At 52.9% G+C, this 19,785-nt stretch carries 15 protein-coding genes and 2 pseudogenes; 4 read left to right on the plus strand and 13 right to left on the minus strand.

The genetic code is table 11. From position 1 onward, the window contains the following. The first annotated feature begins 293 nt into the window (after nucleotides 1-293). On the plus strand, nucleotides 294-557 hold the full coding sequence (rpsT, locus tag ACTNC3_RS05930; protein WP_410042919.1) for a 30S ribosomal protein S20: 264 nt from the start codon (nucleotides 294-296) through the stop codon (nucleotides 555-557). Between the two features lie 136 nt (nucleotides 558-693). Here rpsT and ACTNC3_RS05935 read toward each other — a convergent pair whose 3' ends face one another. From ACTNC3_RS05935 to ACTNC3_RS05955, 5 genes are all read right to left on the minus strand, one after another. Beyond that, nucleotides 694-3,318: a ComEC/Rec2 family competence protein gene (locus ACTNC3_RS05935; protein WP_441226793.1), complete on the minus strand. Its 2,625-nt coding sequence runs from the start codon at nucleotides 3,316-3,318 to the stop codon at nucleotides 694-696. 64 nt (nucleotides 3,319-3,382) lie between these two features. Further along, nucleotides 3,383-4,273 (minus strand): DegV family protein, encoded by an 891-nt coding sequence (locus tag ACTNC3_RS05940; RefSeq protein ID WP_441226794.1) that lies wholly within the window; start codon nucleotides 4,271-4,273, stop codon nucleotides 3,383-3,385. Between the two features lie 71 nt (nucleotides 4,274-4,344). Then, on the minus strand, nucleotides 4,345-5,892 hold the full coding sequence (gpmI, locus tag ACTNC3_RS05945; protein WP_410042916.1) for a 2,3-bisphosphoglycerate-independent phosphoglycerate mutase: 1,548 nt from the start codon (nucleotides 5,890-5,892) through the stop codon (nucleotides 4,345-4,347). A gap of 179 nt (nucleotides 5,893-6,071) precedes the next feature. Next, entirely contained in the window at nucleotides 6,072-6,620 is a 549-nt protein-coding gene (locus ACTNC3_RS05950) for an NADH peroxidase (protein ID WP_410042915.1), read from the minus strand. A gap of 128 nt (nucleotides 6,621-6,748) precedes the next feature. Next, nucleotides 6,749-7,162 carry a Fur family transcriptional regulator gene (locus ACTNC3_RS05955; RefSeq protein WP_441226795.1) on the minus strand — a complete coding sequence of 138 codons (414 nt, stop codon included), beginning with the start codon at nucleotides 7,160-7,162 and terminating at the stop codon, nucleotides 6,749-6,751. A 305-nt stretch (nucleotides 7,163-7,467) separates the two neighbouring features. Between ACTNC3_RS05955 and rfbC the strand changes: the two genes are divergently transcribed. The 3 genes and pseudogenes from rfbC to ACTNC3_RS05970 all read left to right on the plus strand — a co-directional run. After that, nucleotides 7,468-8,082, plus strand: coding sequence for a dTDP-4-dehydrorhamnose 3,5-epimerase (gene rfbC / locus ACTNC3_RS05960; RefSeq protein ID WP_410042913.1), 615 nt, complete (start codon nucleotides 7,468-7,470; stop codon nucleotides 8,080-8,082). A gap of 117 nt (nucleotides 8,083-8,199) precedes the next feature. Beyond that, a pseudogene (locus ACTNC3_RS05965) lies at nucleotides 8,200-8,925 on the plus strand (pseudouridine synthase); the annotation flags it as partial. Nucleotides 8,926-9,219: 294 nt separating this feature from the next. Beyond that, nucleotides 9,220-9,567 (plus strand): annotated as a pseudogene (locus ACTNC3_RS05970) (pseudouridine synthase); the annotation flags it as partial. Here ACTNC3_RS05970 and ACTNC3_RS05975 read toward each other — a convergent pair. The 8 genes from ACTNC3_RS05975 to ACTNC3_RS06010 form a co-directional block, all read right to left on the minus strand. Then, nucleotides 9,562-10,320: an NAD-dependent protein deacylase gene (locus ACTNC3_RS05975; RefSeq protein WP_441226796.1), complete on the minus strand. Its 759-nt coding sequence runs from the start codon at nucleotides 10,318-10,320 to the stop codon at nucleotides 9,562-9,564. The pseudogene ACTNC3_RS05970 and the gene ACTNC3_RS05975 overlap by 6 nt on opposite strands. 12 nt (nucleotides 10,321-10,332) lie before the next feature. Further along, nucleotides 10,333-11,001 (minus strand): 5-formyltetrahydrofolate cyclo-ligase, encoded by a 669-nt coding sequence (locus tag ACTNC3_RS05980; RefSeq protein WP_441226797.1) that lies wholly within the window; start codon nucleotides 10,999-11,001, stop codon nucleotides 10,333-10,335. Between the two features lie 109 nt (nucleotides 11,002-11,110). After that, nucleotides 11,111-13,168 (minus strand): ATP-binding protein, encoded by a 2,058-nt coding sequence (locus ACTNC3_RS05985; protein WP_441226798.1) that lies wholly within the window; start codon nucleotides 13,166-13,168, stop codon nucleotides 11,111-11,113. 751 nt (nucleotides 13,169-13,919) lie between these two features. Next, a complete protein-coding gene (gene lsrF, locus ACTNC3_RS05990) occupies nucleotides 13,920-14,798 on the minus strand; it encodes a 3-hydroxy-5-phosphonooxypentane-2,4-dione thiolase (RefSeq protein ID WP_441226799.1) in 879 nt (292 codons plus the stop codon). An 85-nt stretch (nucleotides 14,799-14,883) separates the two neighbouring features. Then, nucleotides 14,884-16,065 carry a substrate-binding domain-containing protein gene (locus tag ACTNC3_RS05995; protein WP_441226800.1) on the minus strand — a complete coding sequence of 394 codons (1,182 nt, stop codon included), beginning with the start codon at nucleotides 16,063-16,065 and terminating at the stop codon, nucleotides 14,884-14,886. Between the two features lie 55 nt (nucleotides 16,066-16,120). After that, the gene (locus ACTNC3_RS06000; protein WP_441226801.1) at nucleotides 16,121-17,167 is read right to left on the minus strand and encodes an ABC transporter permease; all 1,047 of its coding nucleotides are present in this window, start codon (nucleotides 17,165-17,167) and stop codon (nucleotides 16,121-16,123) included. Beyond that, nucleotides 17,164-18,183 (minus strand): ABC transporter permease, encoded by a 1,020-nt coding sequence (locus ACTNC3_RS06005; protein ID WP_441226802.1) that lies wholly within the window; start codon nucleotides 18,181-18,183, stop codon nucleotides 17,164-17,166. The genes ACTNC3_RS06000 and ACTNC3_RS06005 overlap by 4 nt, the downstream gene beginning before the upstream one ends. Then, nucleotides 18,183-19,697, minus strand: a complete 1,515-nt coding sequence (locus ACTNC3_RS06010) for a sugar ABC transporter ATP-binding protein (protein WP_441226803.1) — start codon at nucleotides 19,695-19,697, stop codon at nucleotides 18,183-18,185. The genes ACTNC3_RS06005 and ACTNC3_RS06010 overlap by 1 nt, the downstream gene beginning before the upstream one ends. Nucleotides 19,698-19,785: the final 88 nt, after the last annotated feature.

Here is a 19,785-nt window from a genome sequence, read left to right on the forward strand (position 1 = left end):
TCCTGCATCTTTTGCCAACAGAATGTCACAGTTCAGCTAAGGGGCCTCGGCTTAGATTGAACCGGTCTCGGAGTACTGTGCCTCCATTGCCGCCCCCTCCGGGTCTCCTGCCGATCTGAACTGTTACACGTAGTCCGCGTGAGAGACTGAAAAAACGTGCTTTTCAGCTTGACACCGGCGGGGGTTTTATATATGATAGTTTAGCGTGTTTTCAAACTGTCCGTGTCCGGTATTTGAAAGCGCCGAGATCCGACGGATCTCCACACGATATTTGAAGGAAAGGAGATTTCACAATGGCAAACATTAAGTCCGCAAAGAAGAGAATTCTTGTAGCTCAGGCTAGAAACGAGCGTAACAAGGCTATTCGTTCTGAGGTTAAGACATACATCAAGAGAGTATACGCAGCAGTTGAGTCTGGCGATAAGGCAGCAGCTCAGGATGCTCTGAAGATGGCTCAGAAGAAGATTTGCATGGCACACAGCAAGGGCATCTATAAGGCTAACAACGCTTCCAGAAAGGTTGCTCACATCTCAAAGGCTGTCGCTTCCATGAACTGATTGCGCGAAGCGCACAGAAATCATGTACAGGATTTCTGCTTTTTCAAGTCGTTCTTGAAAATAAATATTTGTAAGTAACGTTACTCACAAAGCCCTGCGGTTAACCCACCGCAGGGTTTCTTAATTTCTGTTTATATCAGAGGTCTCGGAGGGCCTCTGACGAAACTGTTATCCTGATTTCCCCCATCACGCCGGTCTCGAGCATCTTTACGTCGTAGCGTCGCAGCCTCTCCCGCGTTTCTGCATGCGGGTGTCCGTAATCGTTTCCGACGCCGTAGCTGAGAATCGCATAGTCCGGGCGGAGCGCGGCGAGGAATGCCTCCGAGCTGCTCGTATGGCTGCCGTGATGCCCCGCCTTCAGCACATCGATCTTCGGGTAGCCTGCATCGGCCTCCCACAGTGCCGCGAGCATCTGTCGCTCACAGTCCTCGTCCATATCCCCCGTAAACAGCATCTGAAAATCCGGCGCGCGCAGCAGCATCCCGATCGAGTGATCGTTCGCGGCCTCCAGCCTCTCCGTCCCCGCCGGATAGTATCCGCGTATCTCCACTTCTCCGAGGTCAATACAGTCGCCCTGTCCGAAGTACCGGATCCGCACATCCCGTGCAGCCGCTGCATCTCGAAGCGCATCATAACGCGCATCCTGCATGGCCACCCGTGGCAGCAACAGCTCTCCGATGCTCATCTTCGGCTCCTCCTCAAGAAGATACTGTATTCCAGAATAGTGATCCGCATCACAGTGCGTAATCAGCGCGAGATCGATGTGCCCGATTCCCTGTGACTCGAGATACGGGACGAGTACATTTTCCCCGAGGCGCTGGTCACTCGTCGAACCACCATCCACACTCATCACCAGTCCCTGATTTCGCAGGATGAAGCCATCCCCCTGTCCGACATCCAGTGCCGTGATCTCGAGCCCCTGCGGCTGCTTCGCCGGAAGGCACAGCATCGAAAGAATCAACGGCAGCACGATGCAGGGGAGTGGCAGTCGACACGCCAGCTTCCCAGGATCCGGCAGTATGTTTATATTTTCGCAGAGCTGCTGTACCCATCGAGACCTTCTGCTCTGCGATACGGAGCTTTCCCGGACCGGAATCTCCGTTTGCACAGGATACCGCCGGACACGCTGCTGCCCGACGTGTTCGGCTGCATGCCGTTCCGCGAGCGCCCATGTCACAACGCTGAGCGCTGTATAGTAAAGAAGGATACTGTGCATCGACGGTCGACCGAGCAGCAGGGAGCTGTACGGAAGTGCTGCGCAGTGCGTACAGAGGAGCGTATACAGGCGAAGTATCCAGTGTCCACCACCGACGGCGATGGTCGCGAGCTTCTCTGACAGTCCGAAGAGCCCGACAGCGAAAACGCCACTGTAGATCACGCAGCCCATCAGTGGAAGTACGATGAGATTCAGGAAGATCCCGTAGAGCGGAAAGCGGAAATAGTGAAACAGAATCACCGGCAGCGTCAGGAGCTGCAGATAAAAGGAGAGCCACAGGCCCTCGAGGAGCGGATGCTTCGGTGCCGGGAGGACATGACAGAGGCCGATGGCGAGTACCGCAAGAAAGCTCAGCTGGAAGCCTGCACCGAAAAGCATGAACGGCTCCTTCCACAGGAGAAAGAGTGCGGCCGCGGCCATCGCCGTCAGCATATCATAGCTCCGTCCGACGGCAGCAGCGAGAAAGCGTAGAAGCAGCATCAGCACTGCCCGGAGAGCCGAGCCGGAGCAGCCCGTCAGAATCCCGTAGGATATGATCAGAAGAGCTGCGACGCTGCCGGATGCGGCCTTACTTCTGCCGAAGTGCCGCAGCAGCTCATAGACACCGAGGCCCAGAATCGACAGATGCAGGCCGGAAACCGCGAGAATATGGGCGATGCCATTCTCCTGATAGAGGGATCGGATATCCTCATCCATGGCCGATTTATCTCCCGTCAGCAGTGCACGGTAAATGCCGGCGTCCTGTGGCGGCAGCAGCTGATCGAGGATATCCCCCATCCGAAGTCGGAGCTCCTGCAGCCCCCTTGCAAAAGGCTTCGGCTCCCCTCCGACCACCCGGAAGGATGTCCCGTACATCGAACCCTGCACGGATATCGTCCGATAGTACAGACGAAAATCAAACACACCCTCATTCCGCGGCGCTTCCACCGGCGAGATCTTCCCATACACTTCGATCCGCTCCCCCGGCAGAGGCCGAGACGCCTCCGGATGCCGATCTGCCGTCGGATCCCTGTCCTGTTTTTCGGACGGTGACTGCGCCCTACATGTACGATCCTTCTCGCTCCACTTTCCAGACTGCGACGCTGCATCCCCGGTCTCCATGTAGACGAGGATCGTCCCAACCGGCTGATCATAGCGCGCCCGCAGCGCCGCGGTGGCCGAAGCCGGCAGCGTATCCCGCGCACCGTACGCACTCGACAGCAGCGCGTTTCGCACGCGCAGCTTCGCCTTTCCCGCAGCCTCCGTATATTCCTGCACTTCTCCGCACAGACGCACCTTCATCCCGCTGAAGATACGGATCCGTTCCTCCGAACGCTGAAATGCGCGGGCTGCCATCCGATAGCGCAGACCCCCGGCGAGGAACAGCACAAATAAGAGTGCAAGCGCACCCTTCCGAAGCGTTTTCTTTTTTATCCCATGGAAAACGAGGCATGCGGACAGAATCACCGCAGCCCCTCTCAGAACGAAACCACATTCCCCGGCAGATACGCACACTCCAAGTACATACACCACGGCCATCAGAAGAAGCGGTCGTTTCACATTCATAAGAGCATCATAGCAGAAGAGGCCGGACCCATCAAGGTCCGACCTCTTTCATTTTCATACTATTTTATGGATTCAGCTCAGCCGGACGCTCGATGACGGCTGCACCCAGTCCGTCCTGGCCGATGTGACAGGAAATCAGCAGCGACAGCGGTCGAACAGCGATCTCCGGATTCAGTCGATCCGGAAAGGCTTCCTTCAGCTCCTCTGCGAAGTCGGCCGCCTGCTCCGGATTATCCGTATAGGCGATCGCGACATAGCAGTTCTTCATCTCCGGATCGCCGAGGCGACCTTCCAGCTCGCTCTTCAGTCCCTTGATGATCGCATCCTTCACCTGACGGGTCGTCCGCACCTTCGTATAGGAATCAAGCTTTCCGCCGTTTGTGATGCCGAGCACCGGTTTGATATGGAGCAGTGTGCCGATGGCAGCGGCCACCGGTGTGATACGTCCACCCTTCTTCAGGTACTTCAGTGTATCCACACCGACATAGATCTGGTTCTGCTCCGCATCACGGTTCAGGATGTCGCAGATCTGCTGTCCATCATAGCCGTGTGCAGCGAGCTCCGTCGCAAAGATCGCAGCCTGACGCTGTACGACCGATACACCACGATCGTCCGGCACGAATACACGTCCCTCGTACTTCTCATCCTGCGCCAGCATCATCGCTGTCTGTGTCGAACCGGACAGTCCCGAGCTCAGTGGCACATGCACGATCTGGTCACAGGTCTCGAGGAGCTCGTCCCAGACCTTCATCACATCCTCCATACTCGGCTGCGATGTCGCGATGTCATGATCATTCTTCAGCTTTTCGAAGAACTCTTCTCTTGTAAGGTTGATGTTTTCGTAATATTCCTGATCATCGATCCGGAAAGGCATCGGAACGACACGGATGCCGAGCTCTGCACTCTCCTGTGGTGTGATACCACTACCGGAATCAGTTGAAACGCCAACGTTCATATATATTTACCTCAAACTCTCTGTACAGTGCCGTGAGGCCGAAGCCGGACGGCACGGCAGCTCAGCAGCGCTTACTTTTCAACGATGAGAGACTTGCCGCTCATCTCCTCCGGCTGCGGGATCTCCATCATCTGGAGCAATGTCGGTGCGATATCGCAGAGTGCGCCACCCTCACGAAGCTTCCAGTTCGGATTCGAATTGATCAGAATGAACGGAACCGGATTCGTGGTATGTGCGGTCCATGGCTCGCCGGTCTCATAGTTGATCATCATATCGGCATTACCATGATCGGCGACGATCATCATCTGACCGCCGACCTCCTTGATGGCATCTACAACCTCTCCGACGGCATGATCCACCACTTCGATGGCCTTTACAGCCGCTGGAATCACACCGGTATGACCGACCATATCCGGGTTTGCGAAGTTTGCGATGATCATGTCATACTTCCCGGACTTGATCGCCTCCACCAGCTTCTCGCACACCTCAGGGCAGGACATCTGCGGCTTCAGATCGTAGGTCGGAACGTCCTTCGGAGACGGAACGAGGATACGATCCTCACCGGCATTCGGTTCCTCTACGCCACCGTTAAAGAAGAAGGTAACGTGTGCATACTTCTCGGTTTCTGCGATACGAAGCTGCTTTAAACCAAGCGATGCAACATACTCACCGAGGGTCTTCGTGATGCTCTGCTTCGGGAACGCGATCTGCTTGTTCGGGATAGTCGCATCATAATCGGTGAAGCATACAAACGTAGTATCGAGACGCTTTCCTCTCTCGAAGAAGCTGAACTCATCATCACAGAAGCAGTGGGTCATCTCACGTGCACGGTCCGGACGGAAGTTGAAGAAGATGCAGGAATCACCATCCTGAATCATATGTCTCGGAGCGCCCTCCTTCTCGATCACGCACGGAACCACGAACTCATCGTATACCTTCTCATCATAGGAGCTCTGCATCGCCTCGGATACGGACGCGAAGTGGTGACCGATCCCCTTCGTCATCGCATCGTATGCCTTCTCGACACGATCGTAGTTCTTATCACGGTCCATCGCATAGTAACGGCCGGAGATCATCGCGATCTCACCGACACCGAGCTCTGCCATCTTCGCCTCGACCTCCTCGAGGAACGCCTTACCGGAATCTGGTGGTGTATCACGACCATCGAGGAAGGCATAGAGATACACCTTCGTTAAGCCATGACGCTTCGCAAGCTCGAGAAGACCGAAGATATGCTCGAGGTGAGAATGTACACCGCCGTTTGAAACGAGACCCATCAGGTTCAGTGCGGAGCCATTCTTCTTGCAGTTTTCAACCGCTGCCACGAGCTCCGGATTCGTAAAGAAATCGCCATCCTGGATGGACTTCGTGATTCTCGTGAGGTCCTGATAAACGATCCGGCCAGCACCCATATTCATGTGGCCTACCTCGGAGTTACCCATCTGACCATCTGGAAGACCTACATACAGTCCGGAAGCCTGACCCTCTACGAACGGATACTCTTTCTCAAGCCGATCCATCACCGGTGTATCCGCCATCGCAATTGCATTTCCCTCTGGATTCGGGTTGATACCATATCCATCAAGAATCATCAGTAAAACTGGTTTCTTCTCTGTCATAAATGCCACCTTCTATTTCTATCCTTCAACATAAACACGGGGTTTCAGTAGCGCTTAAAATGAAGCTTTTAAGCCATAATCGCTTGTAGTTTATACCAAAAGGAGGGCATCGTCAACGACTCTGCCCTCCCTTTGTTAAAAAATATACAACGCCATTTCACATGGTTTTTATTACTATATTAGCCGAAGTATCTCTTGAGAAGACCGGCAAAGGCCTTACCATGTCTTGCCTCGTCACGTGCCATCTCATGAACGGTATCATGGATCGCATCGAGGTTCAGCTCCTTCGCACGCTTCGCAAGGTCTACCTTACCAGCCGTTGCGCCGTTCTCTGCAGCGACACGTACGGTGAGGTTCTCCTTCGTGGATGGGGAAACGACCTCGCCAAGAAGCTCCGCAAACTTCGCTGCGTGCTCAGCCTCTTCAAATGCAGCGGTCTTATAGTACTCACCGATCTCCGGGTAACCCTCACGGTAAGCTGCTCTGGACATCGCAAGATACATACCAACCTCGGTGCACTCACCCTGGAAGTTTGCGCGCAGGTCTTCCTTGATATCCTCGCGAACATCACTTGCAACACCGATCACATGCTCTGCCGCCCAGGTCATCTCCTCTTCCTGCTCAACGAACTTCTCCGCCGGCGCATGGCATACCGGACACTCCTCTGGTGGAACCTCTCCCTTGTAAACATAACCACATACGGAACATACCCAAGTCTTTACCTTCATAATTCATTCTCCTTTTAAATGAGCAGCTTCTGCTACATAATTTTTCGTTTATCCGTTCTTACTCCATTCGCTGCCGATGAGCGCGGACACCGGTCACTTCCTTCATGTCCCCATCTCTTCGCGCTGAATCATCCGAGAGCATCGCCTGCAGATCCCTCCGCTTCGCCTGCTTCACAGCACCGCTCACAGATCCCATGAAATACCAGATCATGGCCGGTGACGATCCCCGGCACATGCTGTGCTGCCTCTTCATCCAGTGTATCCGCTTCCGGCATCGGCACATCGAAGACGCCGCCACAGCGGTCACATACGAAGTGCACATGCTTTTCTGCATTTGGATCGAAGTGATCCGCACCAGATACGAAGCTCAGCTTCTGAATCGTACCGTTCTTCGCGAGAAGCTTCAGATTACGGTAGACGGTCGCCAGGCTGATGTTCGGATCCCTGTCACGAAGCTCTGCAAAAATCACATCCGCTGTCGGATGATCCTTATGCCAGCTAAGCTGATCAAGGACTTCCTCGCGCTGTCTTGAATAATTCATCGTTTCTCCTAAACAGTGAACTCAAAATCAATAACCATTATTGATTTATCCGTATATTACTCCTTTTACACGCATTCGTCAAGTGAAATTAATAATTATTTTTATTTTTCTGTAGGATAGGGTCCCCGGCTTAGAGTTCACCGGTCTCGGAGTACTGTGCCTTCGTTATCACCCCTCCGGGTCCCACTGCCTGAACCGTTATGTCAGAAAATCCACTGTGGCTTTTTCTGTCGCGTCGCCTTATAATAGGTACGACTTCGGTCAGACAACCGATTCATGCTTATAAAGATGTAAGGAGATATATCATGGGACAGATCAAAGTTACCAAGGCACCGATTGAAGGCCTTTATGTCATCGAGCCGAGCGTTCATGGCGACGCACGTGGCTATTTTATGGAAACCTATAATCAGAAGGATATGCACGAGGCCGGCCTCGACATGGTCTTCGTTCAGGATAATCAGTCCATGTCCACGAAGGGCGTTCTTCGTGGTCTGCACTTCCAGAAGCAGTACCCGCAGGGCAAGCTCGTCCGCGTCATCAAGGGTTCTGTATACGACGTCGCCGTCGACCTCCGTGAAGGCAGCCCGACCTATGGCCAGTACTACGGCGTCGAGCTCACCGAGGAGAACAAGAAGCAGTTCTACATCTCCGAGGGCTTCGCGCACGGTTTCCTGGTACTCTCCGATGTCGCTGAGTTCTGCTATAAGGTCACCGATTTCTGGCATCCGGGCGATGAGTCCGGTCTCGCATGGAACGATCCGGAGATCAACATCCAGTGGCCGCAGCTCCGGGGCACCTACCCTGGTTCCGCAAGTGCCGAAGGCTACACCCTCGAGGATGGCACCCCGCTCAATCTCTCCGATAAGGATCAGAAGTGGCTCGGCCTCAAGGACACCTTCCACTTCAGCAGCGAAAAGTAATCCGATTTTGCTTCTTTTCCATGCAGAGCACCTTCTGCCGTGCACGGATCACTTCCGCTTCGGCAGAAAAGCAACTGTATCTCGCTGCATCCCGCAGTCCTCTATGAAAGTGAGATTATGGCAGAAAACCTGCGACAGATCGACTATATCATCCCAGAAAGCTTCCACGGCCACACCGTGGAGGCTTTTCTTCGTTCCGAGGGCTACTCCCGGACGACACTCTACCACCTCCGGAACACCCGTGCGCTCAGCGCAGCAGAGCACATCACCACCGATCTACCGGCGGCCAATGCAGACGACCAGAGCATCTGTGCCAGCACCGCGACGATCCACACTTTCGTCGATGTTTCGGCGGCCAATGCGAACAGCCGGACCACCTGTGCTTCCCCAGTCAGCATTGGCCACACAGCGGAAACGAAGGTGGACGGTATCGACGGGCTCGTCCTGAACGGGCACCGGAGCTACCTGAAGGAAGTCCTCGCTACCGGCGATCGGCTTCGCTGCAACATCCTCGAGACCGAGGACAGTCCGCATGTCGTCGAGACCGAGATCCCGCTGTCGATCGTCTATGAGGACGAGGATATCCTGGTCGTCGATAAACCGGCCGGGCTTCCGATCCATCCTTCGATGGGGCACTATGAGCACACGCTCGGAAACGCACTCTGCTGGTACACACACCACGTCCTCGGCTACGAGCATTATGTGAACCGTATCGTGAATCGCCTTGACCGCGACACGAGCGGTCTGCTGATCGCCGCGAAGAACATGCACGCAGCAGCCCGCCTCGGCGATATGATTCGCGCGCATGCGATCCAGCGCGAGTACCTCGCCATCGCCTCCGGAGATGTGCGGGACCTCTTCCGATGCGCGGATACAGGGGCTGCTTTACAGGCATCCACTGTGTCCCGCTGCACGCACGCCGACCAGTGTGAAACACGCTCTGTTAAAGAAAGTCCTCAGGATGGCATCCGCACACTAAGCGGCACCCCGCTTCCGAGTGGACTTTATCTGAACCGTTCCGCAGATCCAGTCTATGCGCGCGCCCGTCTGCAGAATCTGGATGGCCGCTTTCCAGACTCCCTTGCGAACATCCCGGCACTGTTCGATCCGACGAATCCTGTCCTCGGCCTACACTTCACCGTCGACGCAGCAATCGGTCGGAAGGAAGATTCCGTCATCGAACGCTGCATCGACTACGTGCAGGGGGACTACGCCGTCACGCACGGCCTGCTGCTTTCTTATAATGAAGAAAAAGACCTGAGTCTCCTGCGCCTGAAGCTCGAAACCGGACGTACCCATCAGATTCGTGTGCATATGAAGTACCTCGGGCACCCGCTCCCGGGCGATTTTCTCTACCATCCGGATGAGCGTTTCATCACCCGTCAGCCACTCCACTCCTGGCGTCTCCGCTTCCGGCACCCGATCAGCGGGAAGCTCCTCGAACTGACCGCACCGCTCCCGGAGGATATGCTACGACTGCTATAGCCCCTGCAGCTCCGCCAGTCGCGTGAACACCTCACCGATTTTATCCTGGATGAGCAGGGTATCGGCACGCATCCGCACGGAAAGTGCATCCCGATTGATGATCACGAGATACTTCCCGCGGAAGTACTGGATATAGGAAGCCGCCGGATATACCGTCAGTGAGGTGCCACCGATGATCAGCATATCCGCCGCAGCGATGGCCTGAATCGCGCCTCGTACCGCAGTCTCCGGGAGGCTCTCCTCGTAGAGGGTGATGCCCGGACGGATCACACCGCCGCAGCTGCAGTGCGGAATCGGCTCCTTCGATTCGAAAATGTAGTCCGAAGGATAGGTCTTCCCGCAGCGCATGCAGTAGTTTCGAAGTGCACTGCCGTGAATTTCATACACCACCTGACTGCCCGCCTTCTGATGCAGTCCATCGATGTTCTGCGTCACGATGGCGCTCAGCTTTCCTGTCTTTTCGAGCGCCGCGAGATACTTATGAGCCGCATTCGGCTGCACCGCCCGTGTATCCATCTTCTGCCGGTGAAACTCGAAGTACACCTGCGGCTCATTTACGAGACAGCTGTGACTCAGGAGATACTCCGGCGGATACTGATCGAAGCGGACATCATGCTGATTGTAGAGTCCATCCTTACTTCGGAAATCCGGCACTCCGCTCTCTGTCGACACCCCCGCGCCACCGAAGAACACGACGCTCCCGGCATCGTCCATCCACGCCTTCAATTTCTCGATCTTTTCTTCGTCGATCATGATGCACACTCCTTATTTTCGATGAAACAGCCCCTTCAGAAACGCACGGATCCCACCTGCCGGTATCTCCGCTGCGAGCTCCTCCCGGAGATCGTCGCTGGCCAGCCGCGGATTATAGACCTTATCCTCGGAGAAGACACGGTTCATCGTGACGTCCTGCGCATCCACCGGCACCTCCGGCAGCATCTGCGCCCCATAGCAGAGACAGTACATATACATCGTCTGTCCCTGTAGGAAGCGGTCATAGTAGCCCGCCCCATGGCCCAGCCGCCGGCCATAGCGATCCGCTGCGATGCACGGCACCACCGCCAGCGCAATCTTATACGCATCCACCACCGGCAGCCCCGCCTTCGGCTCCAGCAGTCCATACGCCCCCGGCACAAGATCATCCCAGCTCATGATCTGCACTGCCTCCATACGATGTTCCGATCCAGGGATGCAACGTGGCACCGTTACGAGCTTTCCCATCTGCCAGGCCGTCTCGATGATCTCCCGCGTCGACGGCTCGTCCTCCGTATTCACGTAGCAGAAAATCGAATCCACCTGCTGAAAAATCGGATAGCAGAGAAAACGTGTCGCGATCTCCGCACTCGCCTGCGCACGGTACTCCGCTGTCAGTGCTTTCTTTTTTTCGCGGATCAGTGCCCGCGCTTCATCCTTCGTCATATTCTCTCCATTCATATCCCGAGCTCCTCTTTCGGAAGCATCGATTCCGTATGGTGCGCACACAGGATCGCTCCGCCGGCGTTTCCACCTCGGTGCCGCTTCCTGATGTAAACATTGGCCTGCGTCAGAGCCAGCGCAGCAGTGTCGGCAGCAGCACGGCCATGTCGATCGGCTTCGCGACGTGTGCGTTCATCCCGGCATCGAACGCCGCCTGACGATCCTCCGCGAAGGCGTTTGCGGTCATCGCGATGATCGGAATGCCTGCCTTTTTCACATCCGCCATACCGCGGATCTTTGCCGCCGCCTCATAGCCGTTCATTCCCGGCATCTGAATATCCATGAGTATGAGATCATAGTAGCCCTCTGGTGCCTGTGCCAGCATCGTGCAGCACTCCTCTCCATCCGCCGCACGCTCGATGAGAAGTCCTTCCTCCCCGAGCAGCTCGATCGCGATCTCGGCGTTCAGCTCGTTGTCCTCCGCGAGCAGGATACGGCGTCCTCTGAGCTTCGCGTGCTCCGCTTCCGCCGATGTCTCCGGCGACGAGTATACTTCCTCCCGGGAAGCGAGCGTCAGCGTGAGGTCAACGGTGAACTTCGTGCCGACACCCTGGGTACTCTCTACCTGGATCGTGCCACCCATCTGTTCGATGAGGGATTTGACGATCGGAAGTCCGAGACCGGTGCCGACGACCTTATTCTCCGTCGTAGTATGCTCTCTGGAAAATTCATCGAAGATGTGAGGCAGATAGTCCGCGCTCATGCCGATGCCGCTGTCCTCACAGGTGAAGCGATAACATGCCTTCTTCTTATCCTCGGACGGAAGCTCATGAATCTCCACGCGGATGGCGTGTCCATCCGGGGTGTACTTGATGGCATTGCTCACGATATTGAGATAGATCTCCTCCAGCTTCGTCTTGTCACAGTACGCAAACTTATGCGGCACATGGGCGTCCTCGGAGTACTGGATATTCTTTTTCTGGATGTCGGCTTCAAACACCGTATTGACGGAGTGGAACAGTGCACTGAGATCCGCCGCTTCGAGCTTCAGCGTCACAGTACCGCTTTCGATTCTGGCCATCTCCAGCACCTGATTGATGATGGTCAACAGCAGGCTGCTTGCGTTCTGAATCTTCCGAAGATAGCCTCTCGCCTTTTCCTGATCATCGAGATTTCGATTCAGCAGCTCCGTGAAGCCCATGATGGCGTTCATCGGCGTCCGGATATCATGGCTCATATTGAAGAGGAAGCGTGTCTTCGCTTCACTCGCCTCCTGCGCCTCTGCAGCCGACAGCTGCAGCTTCTCGGCATACTGCTGTTCGTGATAACGTTTCATAAAGAACAGATAGAACAGCGCAGCGATCAGAAGCGATAAAACATAGCAGATCACGACGTCAGAAATCCAGTAGGATATCGGAATCCAGCCATCCGATGGGATGATATCGAAGTACCAGCTGTCATTCGGAAGCGTGCAGTCTACCGTCAGTCGATCCTTCGGAAATGAATGCGGGCACTGCACCAGCACATTCGGCTCGCCGGTCACACTGTCCTCTTTCCAGATCCAATAGCAGTAGTCGGCTTCACTCAGACGGTCGAGTCCCATCTTCGCCACAAACTTATCCCAGTCGATGACCAGGACGATGAAGCCCCAGAACTCCCGCTGCTCCGCAGCCTTCGTCTGATATACCGGATTAAACAGAAGCGCACCGATGCCACCCTGTCTGAGCTCAAACGGGCCCGCGATGGTATATTCCATACTTTCTTTCGCCAGCTTCGCATCGACCGCCCGTTCATGCGCCGTCAGCAGATCGAGCCCGATCGCTTCTGCGTTTTCCTCCATCGGATAAATCTCCGCGACGACCCCCTTCGGTGCCAGCTCGAAGGCCTTCACCACACCATCTTCATTCGGAAGCATACTCGCCAGCGTAGAGAATCCCTCCTCGTTCAGCTCATATCCGGCCAGAATGACATTTTCCAGCACATTCGAGCAGGTCACATACTCATCCAGCTGAGACTGGATTCTGCGAACTGTATTCTGTGCGGTATACGTCGCTGCAGCCTGTTCATTTTTCCTGATATTTCCCAATAAAAAATAAGCCAGAAAAAGTGCACTCACGAAGGCGATCAACCCGACCACGTAGCACTTTCTCTGTATTTTCTTCTCCACCGGGTTACGTTTCACCATATTATGCACTCCATTTCTGCTGTCTATGTTCATTATAAGGCGCATGGACTGCAGATGCAAAAATAAAAATATTTTCCTCTGACAAAAGTATTGCTAAAAGTTTTTCCGAGTGGTACTATATAGACACAAGATAAAAAAAGATTCGTTAACAGAAAATCTTCTGACGAGAAAGGAAGATTCAGACGTTAACAAAGTGGTGATTCGACAAATCACCGAAACGATAAAAAAGGAAGGAGGTATGAAAACGATGATTCCAGCACAGTTCGTTGATAATATCTCCGGGCTTCACGAAAGATAAAATCCATCGATAACAGCGCATAAGCGGTCATGTTATTCAGCATCGGAGTGTTTCTCCAGATAAAGGATCTTTCACCAGGCCCGCGCGATATTATCATCTTTATAAAAACAAAATAGAACAGATATCCAGAAAAGATAGCACAAAGCTATTTTAACCATATAGGCTTAGTACCTAGAGGAGATACTCCGTTGTACTATTAAGTTTTTAAATCGAATATGGAACATAAAACATAAGCTTAAATGCTTAGCATATAAAGAGGAATCCCAGAGGGGGATTCCTCTTTTTCAGGTTCTGTTTCAATCGTAGCTCTTTCAGATCCGTCGTCCTCTTCGGATGGTTTAGCGAGCGCGCATACCTTCACGCAGCGATCCCCAGCCGTGACTTATATTTCATCCATCATAAAAGGGGGAGCAGACCTTTCGGTCTGCCCCCCTCTTCTCTTCATTCATCAGATCAGTGAATGAGATCCTCATAAAACTCGAATGCTTCCTTATCTGTAAAGCCTTCATGCACTACCTTATGAACCGCCTGCGCCATCTCTACCGGATGCTGGCTCTGGAAGATATTACGTCCCATGTCAACACCACGTGCGCCCTTCTGAATCACTTCATAAGCCAGGGTCAGTGCATCCTTCTCTGCAAGCTTCTTACCGCCGGCTACGACGATCGGTACCGGGCAGGCCGATACGACTTCTTCGAAGTGCTCACAGTTATAGGTCTTCACGATCTGACAGCCCATCTCTGCGATGATACGAGTCGCCAGCTTGAAGAAACGGTCGGTACGCTCCATCTCCTTACCTACGGCACATACGCCCAGGGTCGGGATGCTGTAGCGCATACCGGCATTGATCACCTTGCTCAGGTTATCGATGCTGGACAGCTGTCCATCTGCACCGATAAATACCTGTGATGCCATACAGTCCGCATTCATACGAATGGAATCCTCGATATCTACAGCTACGACTTCATGACTCAGATCATCCTGCAGCATGCTTGAACCAGAGGATACTCTCAGTGCAATCGCATTGGTGAATTCCGGTTTTAAGCATGTGCGAATCGCGCCTCTCGTGCCCATAAAGCAGTCAACGTATGGTGCCAGCTTCGGCAGTAATAAGTCAAGTCGCTCCAGGCCGGCCGTGCTGCCCATGAAATAACCATGGTCAAACGCAAACATCACGGTGTTTCCGCTCTTCGGATTAAAGATATTCGCAAGATGATGCTTCATTCCCCAATCCAGATTATTTGCGCCCTTAAGATAAAATCCATCCTGATTTGCAAATGGTGTATCTACGTGATAATCCTTCGCTACTTTAAGTCCCTCTAAATCTGCCATCGATGTGTTTCCTTTCGACTATATTCAGTTTGTTACAACATACATATCATAAGTTATATTCAGTTATATTTGTAGTATTTATGATTTAGAAATCATAATTGTTCATGTTCTCAGCGGTGAATACGAGACGCTCTGGAAGAAGAACGACACCATTATTCTCATCACCGGTAGCTGCACCAGCGGAGATGCTTTCGTTTGCAAGAACTTCGCAGGAGCCGATCTCAGGGATATCGATGGAATCGCCGACCTTCACAGTGTTACCTGCAGCGAGATATGCAGCGACGTAGCAGCCCATAGCGCCCTGAAGCTTTGCATCCCAGAGACCCCAGTTGTAAAGAGTTCCGTTTATGCAGTACTGCTTTACAGCGTTCGGAGTTGCGAAACCGGTGATGGTTACGTTGTCCTTGTTATAGCCCTTGTTCTCTGCAGCCTGTAACTGGCCAGGAAGAGCAGTAGAGTCGTTACAGATGATGACGTCGATATCCGGGTTTGCATCGAGAACAGCCTCACCTACCGTGATGGACTTCTCTGCATCCTGCTCAGAATAGTAGTTATCCGGGTGAACATTGGTCCAGTTCGGATAGGTCTCAGCGATGATTTTTTCACCTGCAACCTGCCAGCTGTTCTGATCGGTTACGGTCGCCTGTGAATAGTGCCAGCAGTACTTGATTTCATCCTTCTCCGGATCCTTGCCTCTTGCCTTTAAGCCATCCACAGCCATATCAACGAGCATCTGTCCTAAAACTTCCGGTGTTCCCTGGGAAACCATAAGGCTTCTATCCTCAACGTTTGCGTCCGAATCCCATGTGCTGACAACGATACCGGCATCCCTCGCCTCATTCAGTGCATCTGAAACACCTGCTGCATCTACAGTGGAGATACAGATGGCATCTACGCCTGAAGAAATCGCCTGGTTGATAACGGATACCTGATCTGCTACGGCTGCACTTGAGCTGCCCATGTAGTTTACGTTGATGTTCCACTTCTTTGCGAACTCCTGAGCACCATCATTGGCAACCTCGAAGAATGCGTTACCGGTCAGCTTCGGAATAAACGCAACGGTCTTTCCTTCTACGCTTGCACCGGATGTGCTCTCTGCTGCCGGAGCCTCGGTCTCTGCAGCTGCTGCGGTGGTCTCTGCTGCAGCTGCAGTGGTCTCTGCCTTCGCTGCTGCGGTTGTCTCTGGTGCCTTGGTGTTTCCACCACAGCCTGCGAGCATAGATGTCAGCATCGCACCTACTAATACGGTTGATAAAATCTTCTTCATTACATTTCCTCCTTTGGATGTTTGATATGTATGTTTAGATATGATCTAACTTGGTTTATGCAGCTGCCTTCTGCCGCTGACTTTTACATTTTGCACGGTAGTTTACAAACGCCGGATGGACCATCAGTGCACGTCCCAGCAGAACAACGACCAGCAGGATGCCGATCGGCGCATCCAGGTACTGTGCATTGATACCGAAGCACAGCGGAAGTCCGAATTTGATCAGTCCGATAATGATGGTCGCCAGCACGGTGCCGAGTACATTTCCCTTTCCACCGGTCGATAAGGTACCACCCAGCACAACAACGGTGATGATATTCATGGTGAATGTACTTCCGAGATCGGACTTTGCGATGTTGTAGTACGAGGTAAGAACGATACCTGCGATGGCCGCACCGATCGCACTCAGCACATAGGTAGAAAGGACTACTCTCTTCGTATTGATGCCCGAGAAGCTGCCGGCATTCGGATTCACACCGACGAGAAAGATCTTACGTCCATACTTGGTCTTATGAAGCACGATGCCCATGATGACGGCTACGATCAGAAAAACGATCGCCGGGCCCGGTGAGATCTTACCGATTTTAAACTTGGTCATCGCTCGGAATGCATCCGGAAAATTCGTGATACCCATGTAGGACGGTGTATTACTCATGGTGGATACCATCAGCGCAAGGCCGGCATACAGGAAGCTGCCACCCAGCGTCGCCACCATCGCCTGCACTCCACAGTACGCGATGAAGAATCCGGTCAGGATGCCACATAAGATAGCGATCACGACAGCCAGTGCAACCGCCGCCCAGATATTGAGTCCCCAGTCCTGCCACGCCACACCGATGATGATCGAGGTCAGTCCTACGATGGAGCCTGCCTGGATATCGATACCGCCGGTGATCATGACCAGTGTGACGAAGATACCGATGATACCGATCGGAACGAAGTCATTCATACTGCGGAACATCGACGAAACATTCAGGAACTTCGGATTGGTTACGCCGAAAATAAGAATTTCGATCAGAATGACGGCGATCAGGAACCAGTTCCAGTTCAGCTTTGCTTTCAGCTTGTTTTTATTTTCACTTGAAACATTTCCGCTCATCATGCATTCTCTCCTTCCGTCACCATATCATCCCGTGTTCTTGCCTGCAGTCTTTCATGTCTTAACTTCATTCTGGACCGAATCTGCATGACAGAATCGACGACGACGATCACGATCAGGATGCTTCCTGTAATCGCATCATTATAATTGGACGAGAAGCCCATAAATACCAGAAGGTAACTGATGGAACTCATGATGACCGCGCCGATGGCAGATCCGATCACACTTCCCACACCACCGGTAAGGCTGATACCACCCAATACACAGGCGGCCACGGCGGTCATCTCATATCCATTACCACTCGAGGTGGTGACGATACCGATACGGCTGCAGAACAGGATGCCTGCAATCGACGCCATCACAGAGCAGATGATATAGGACAGAAACTTGGTCTTGACCGGATCGATACCGACCAGCTTAGCACCATCTGCATTATCGCCGACCGCCTTTACGTATCTTCCCTTTCGCGTTCTGGTAAGAAGAAGATGGACGATCAGTGTAAGAATCAGCGCTCCGATGAAATAATAGGTAATCTTGATGCCCGGCAGTGCCTTCGCGGAAATATCCTTAAAACTCTTCGGAATATTATTTACATCTGCACCATTCGTGTAGATAAACATCAGGCCTCGTAAGATACCATTTACACCTAAGGTAAAAATCAGTGAAGGTGCTTTCATGATCGCCACACCGAAGCCATTGATGCAGCCGACGATGATACCGATCAGAATGCCGACCGCAAAAGCGACCGCCCAGCTGGCACCGTTACAGATCATGGAACCCACAACCACGGCGGTCATGCCGAGGCAGGAGCCTACCGATACGTCGATTTCTCCGACCATGATGGTAAATGCCATGCCCACCGATATAATGACGAAAACAACCGACGAATTAAAGCAGGCGGCGATATTACTTACCGCCAGAAACGCCGGATTGATACAGCCAACCACTGCAAAAAGTAAAATCAGGAAAAAGAAGCTCGTCATTTCTCTCTTTTTCAAGAGTGTCCGTAAACTGTTCATTATTCTTTCTCCTTTCCAACAACACCGAAGGAAGCTCTCGTGAGATTCTCCTGATTGATTTCTGATCGTGCAAACTCACAGTTCAGTCGTCCCTGGTGGATGGTCACTGCCCGGTCGCTCAATTCGATAATTTCCTCCATATCGGATGAAATCAGCAGTACAGCCAGGCCTTTCTTCGACAGACCCTTGATGATGTTATAGACATCGGTTCGTGCACCTGCATCGATACCTCGTGTCGGCTCGTCCAGGATGATCAGCTTCGGACCGGTCGCCAGTGCATGTCCGATGACGACCTTCTGCTGGTTACCGCCGGAAAGACTTCCCAGCTCCTGATCCTGTCCGGTTACCTTGATACGGAAGTCATCGATGTACTGCTGTGTCAGTTCCTTTTCCTTTTTTGTATCCAGGAAAACCTTTCCCATGAAAGATTCACCCAGGATTCCGCTTGTGATGTTATATGCAACCGATGAAATCTTGAAAATACCATCGGCATGTCGATCCTCGGAAACATAGTTGAGGCCGGCCTTCATCACCTTCTGTGTACTCAGTCCGGTGATATCCTGTCCATCCAGATAGACCTTACCACCCAGCACCTTATCCATACCGAAGATGGTCTGTGCCATCTCGGTTCGTCCGGCACCAACCACGCCTGCAACGCCCAGGATCTCGCCAGGGTACACCTTCAGGGAAATATCCTTAAACCCATAGCCGCTGAAGTTCCGAAGCTCCAGCACCGGTGCCTTCGTGTAATCAACATCGGTTTTGCTTACGACTTCCTGCTGATCTGTGGCATCCGGTAAAAGTCCCTTTACCAGCGCAGCCTTCGTGAATTCTCCGATCTTTCCCATCAGGGTGATACGTCCATCCCGCATGATGCCGACGTCGGTCGAAATTTCAAACACCTCGTCCAGACGATGGGTGATGTAGATGATGCCGATACCCTGTGCCTTTAAGTCCTTGATCACCTTGAACAGGCTTTCTACTTCCTTAAAGGTAAGTGCGCTGGTCGGTTCGTCCAGAATCAGGATCTTCGCGTGTCTCAGCAGTCCGCGCAGCAGCTCAACCAGCTGCTGCTCTGCGATCGAGAGCGTATTCGCCTTCCGGTTCAGCTCCAGGTTCCAGCCGATGCTCTTCATCGTATCGATCAGTTCCTTATGGAGCTCCGCCTGTGGTCTGGTAAAACCGATGAGGATATTCTCTTCCACGCTCATATGCGGGAAAAGCAGCGGCTCCTGTGGCACCATGTATACGCCGCTGGACAGGGCCTCGGTCGTTTTGCCTGCCGTCATCTCCTTACCATCGACATAAACCTTTCCACTGTCATGTGTATAGATGCCCATAATGATCTTCATTAAGGTACTTTTTCCAGCACCGTTACCTCCGATCAGGGAGAGGACTTCTCCGGCTTTCAGGCTTAATGTCATGCCCTTCAGAACTGCATTATCGCCAAAGGATTTATAAATATCGCAAACCTGCAGCAGATTTTCAGCTCCTGGTTTATTGTTATTCTCCATTATGACCTTTCCTCCATTGCATTGGGCACTTTTGTTCAACTAATGAACTTATATTAACGCCGTCACTATCATTTGTCAACATAGCAAG

It is taken from the genome of Oribacterium sp. HCP3S3_B9 (assembly GCF_052064255.1).
Taxonomy (GTDB): Bacteria; Bacillota; Clostridia; order Lachnospirales; family Lachnospiraceae; genus Oribacterium.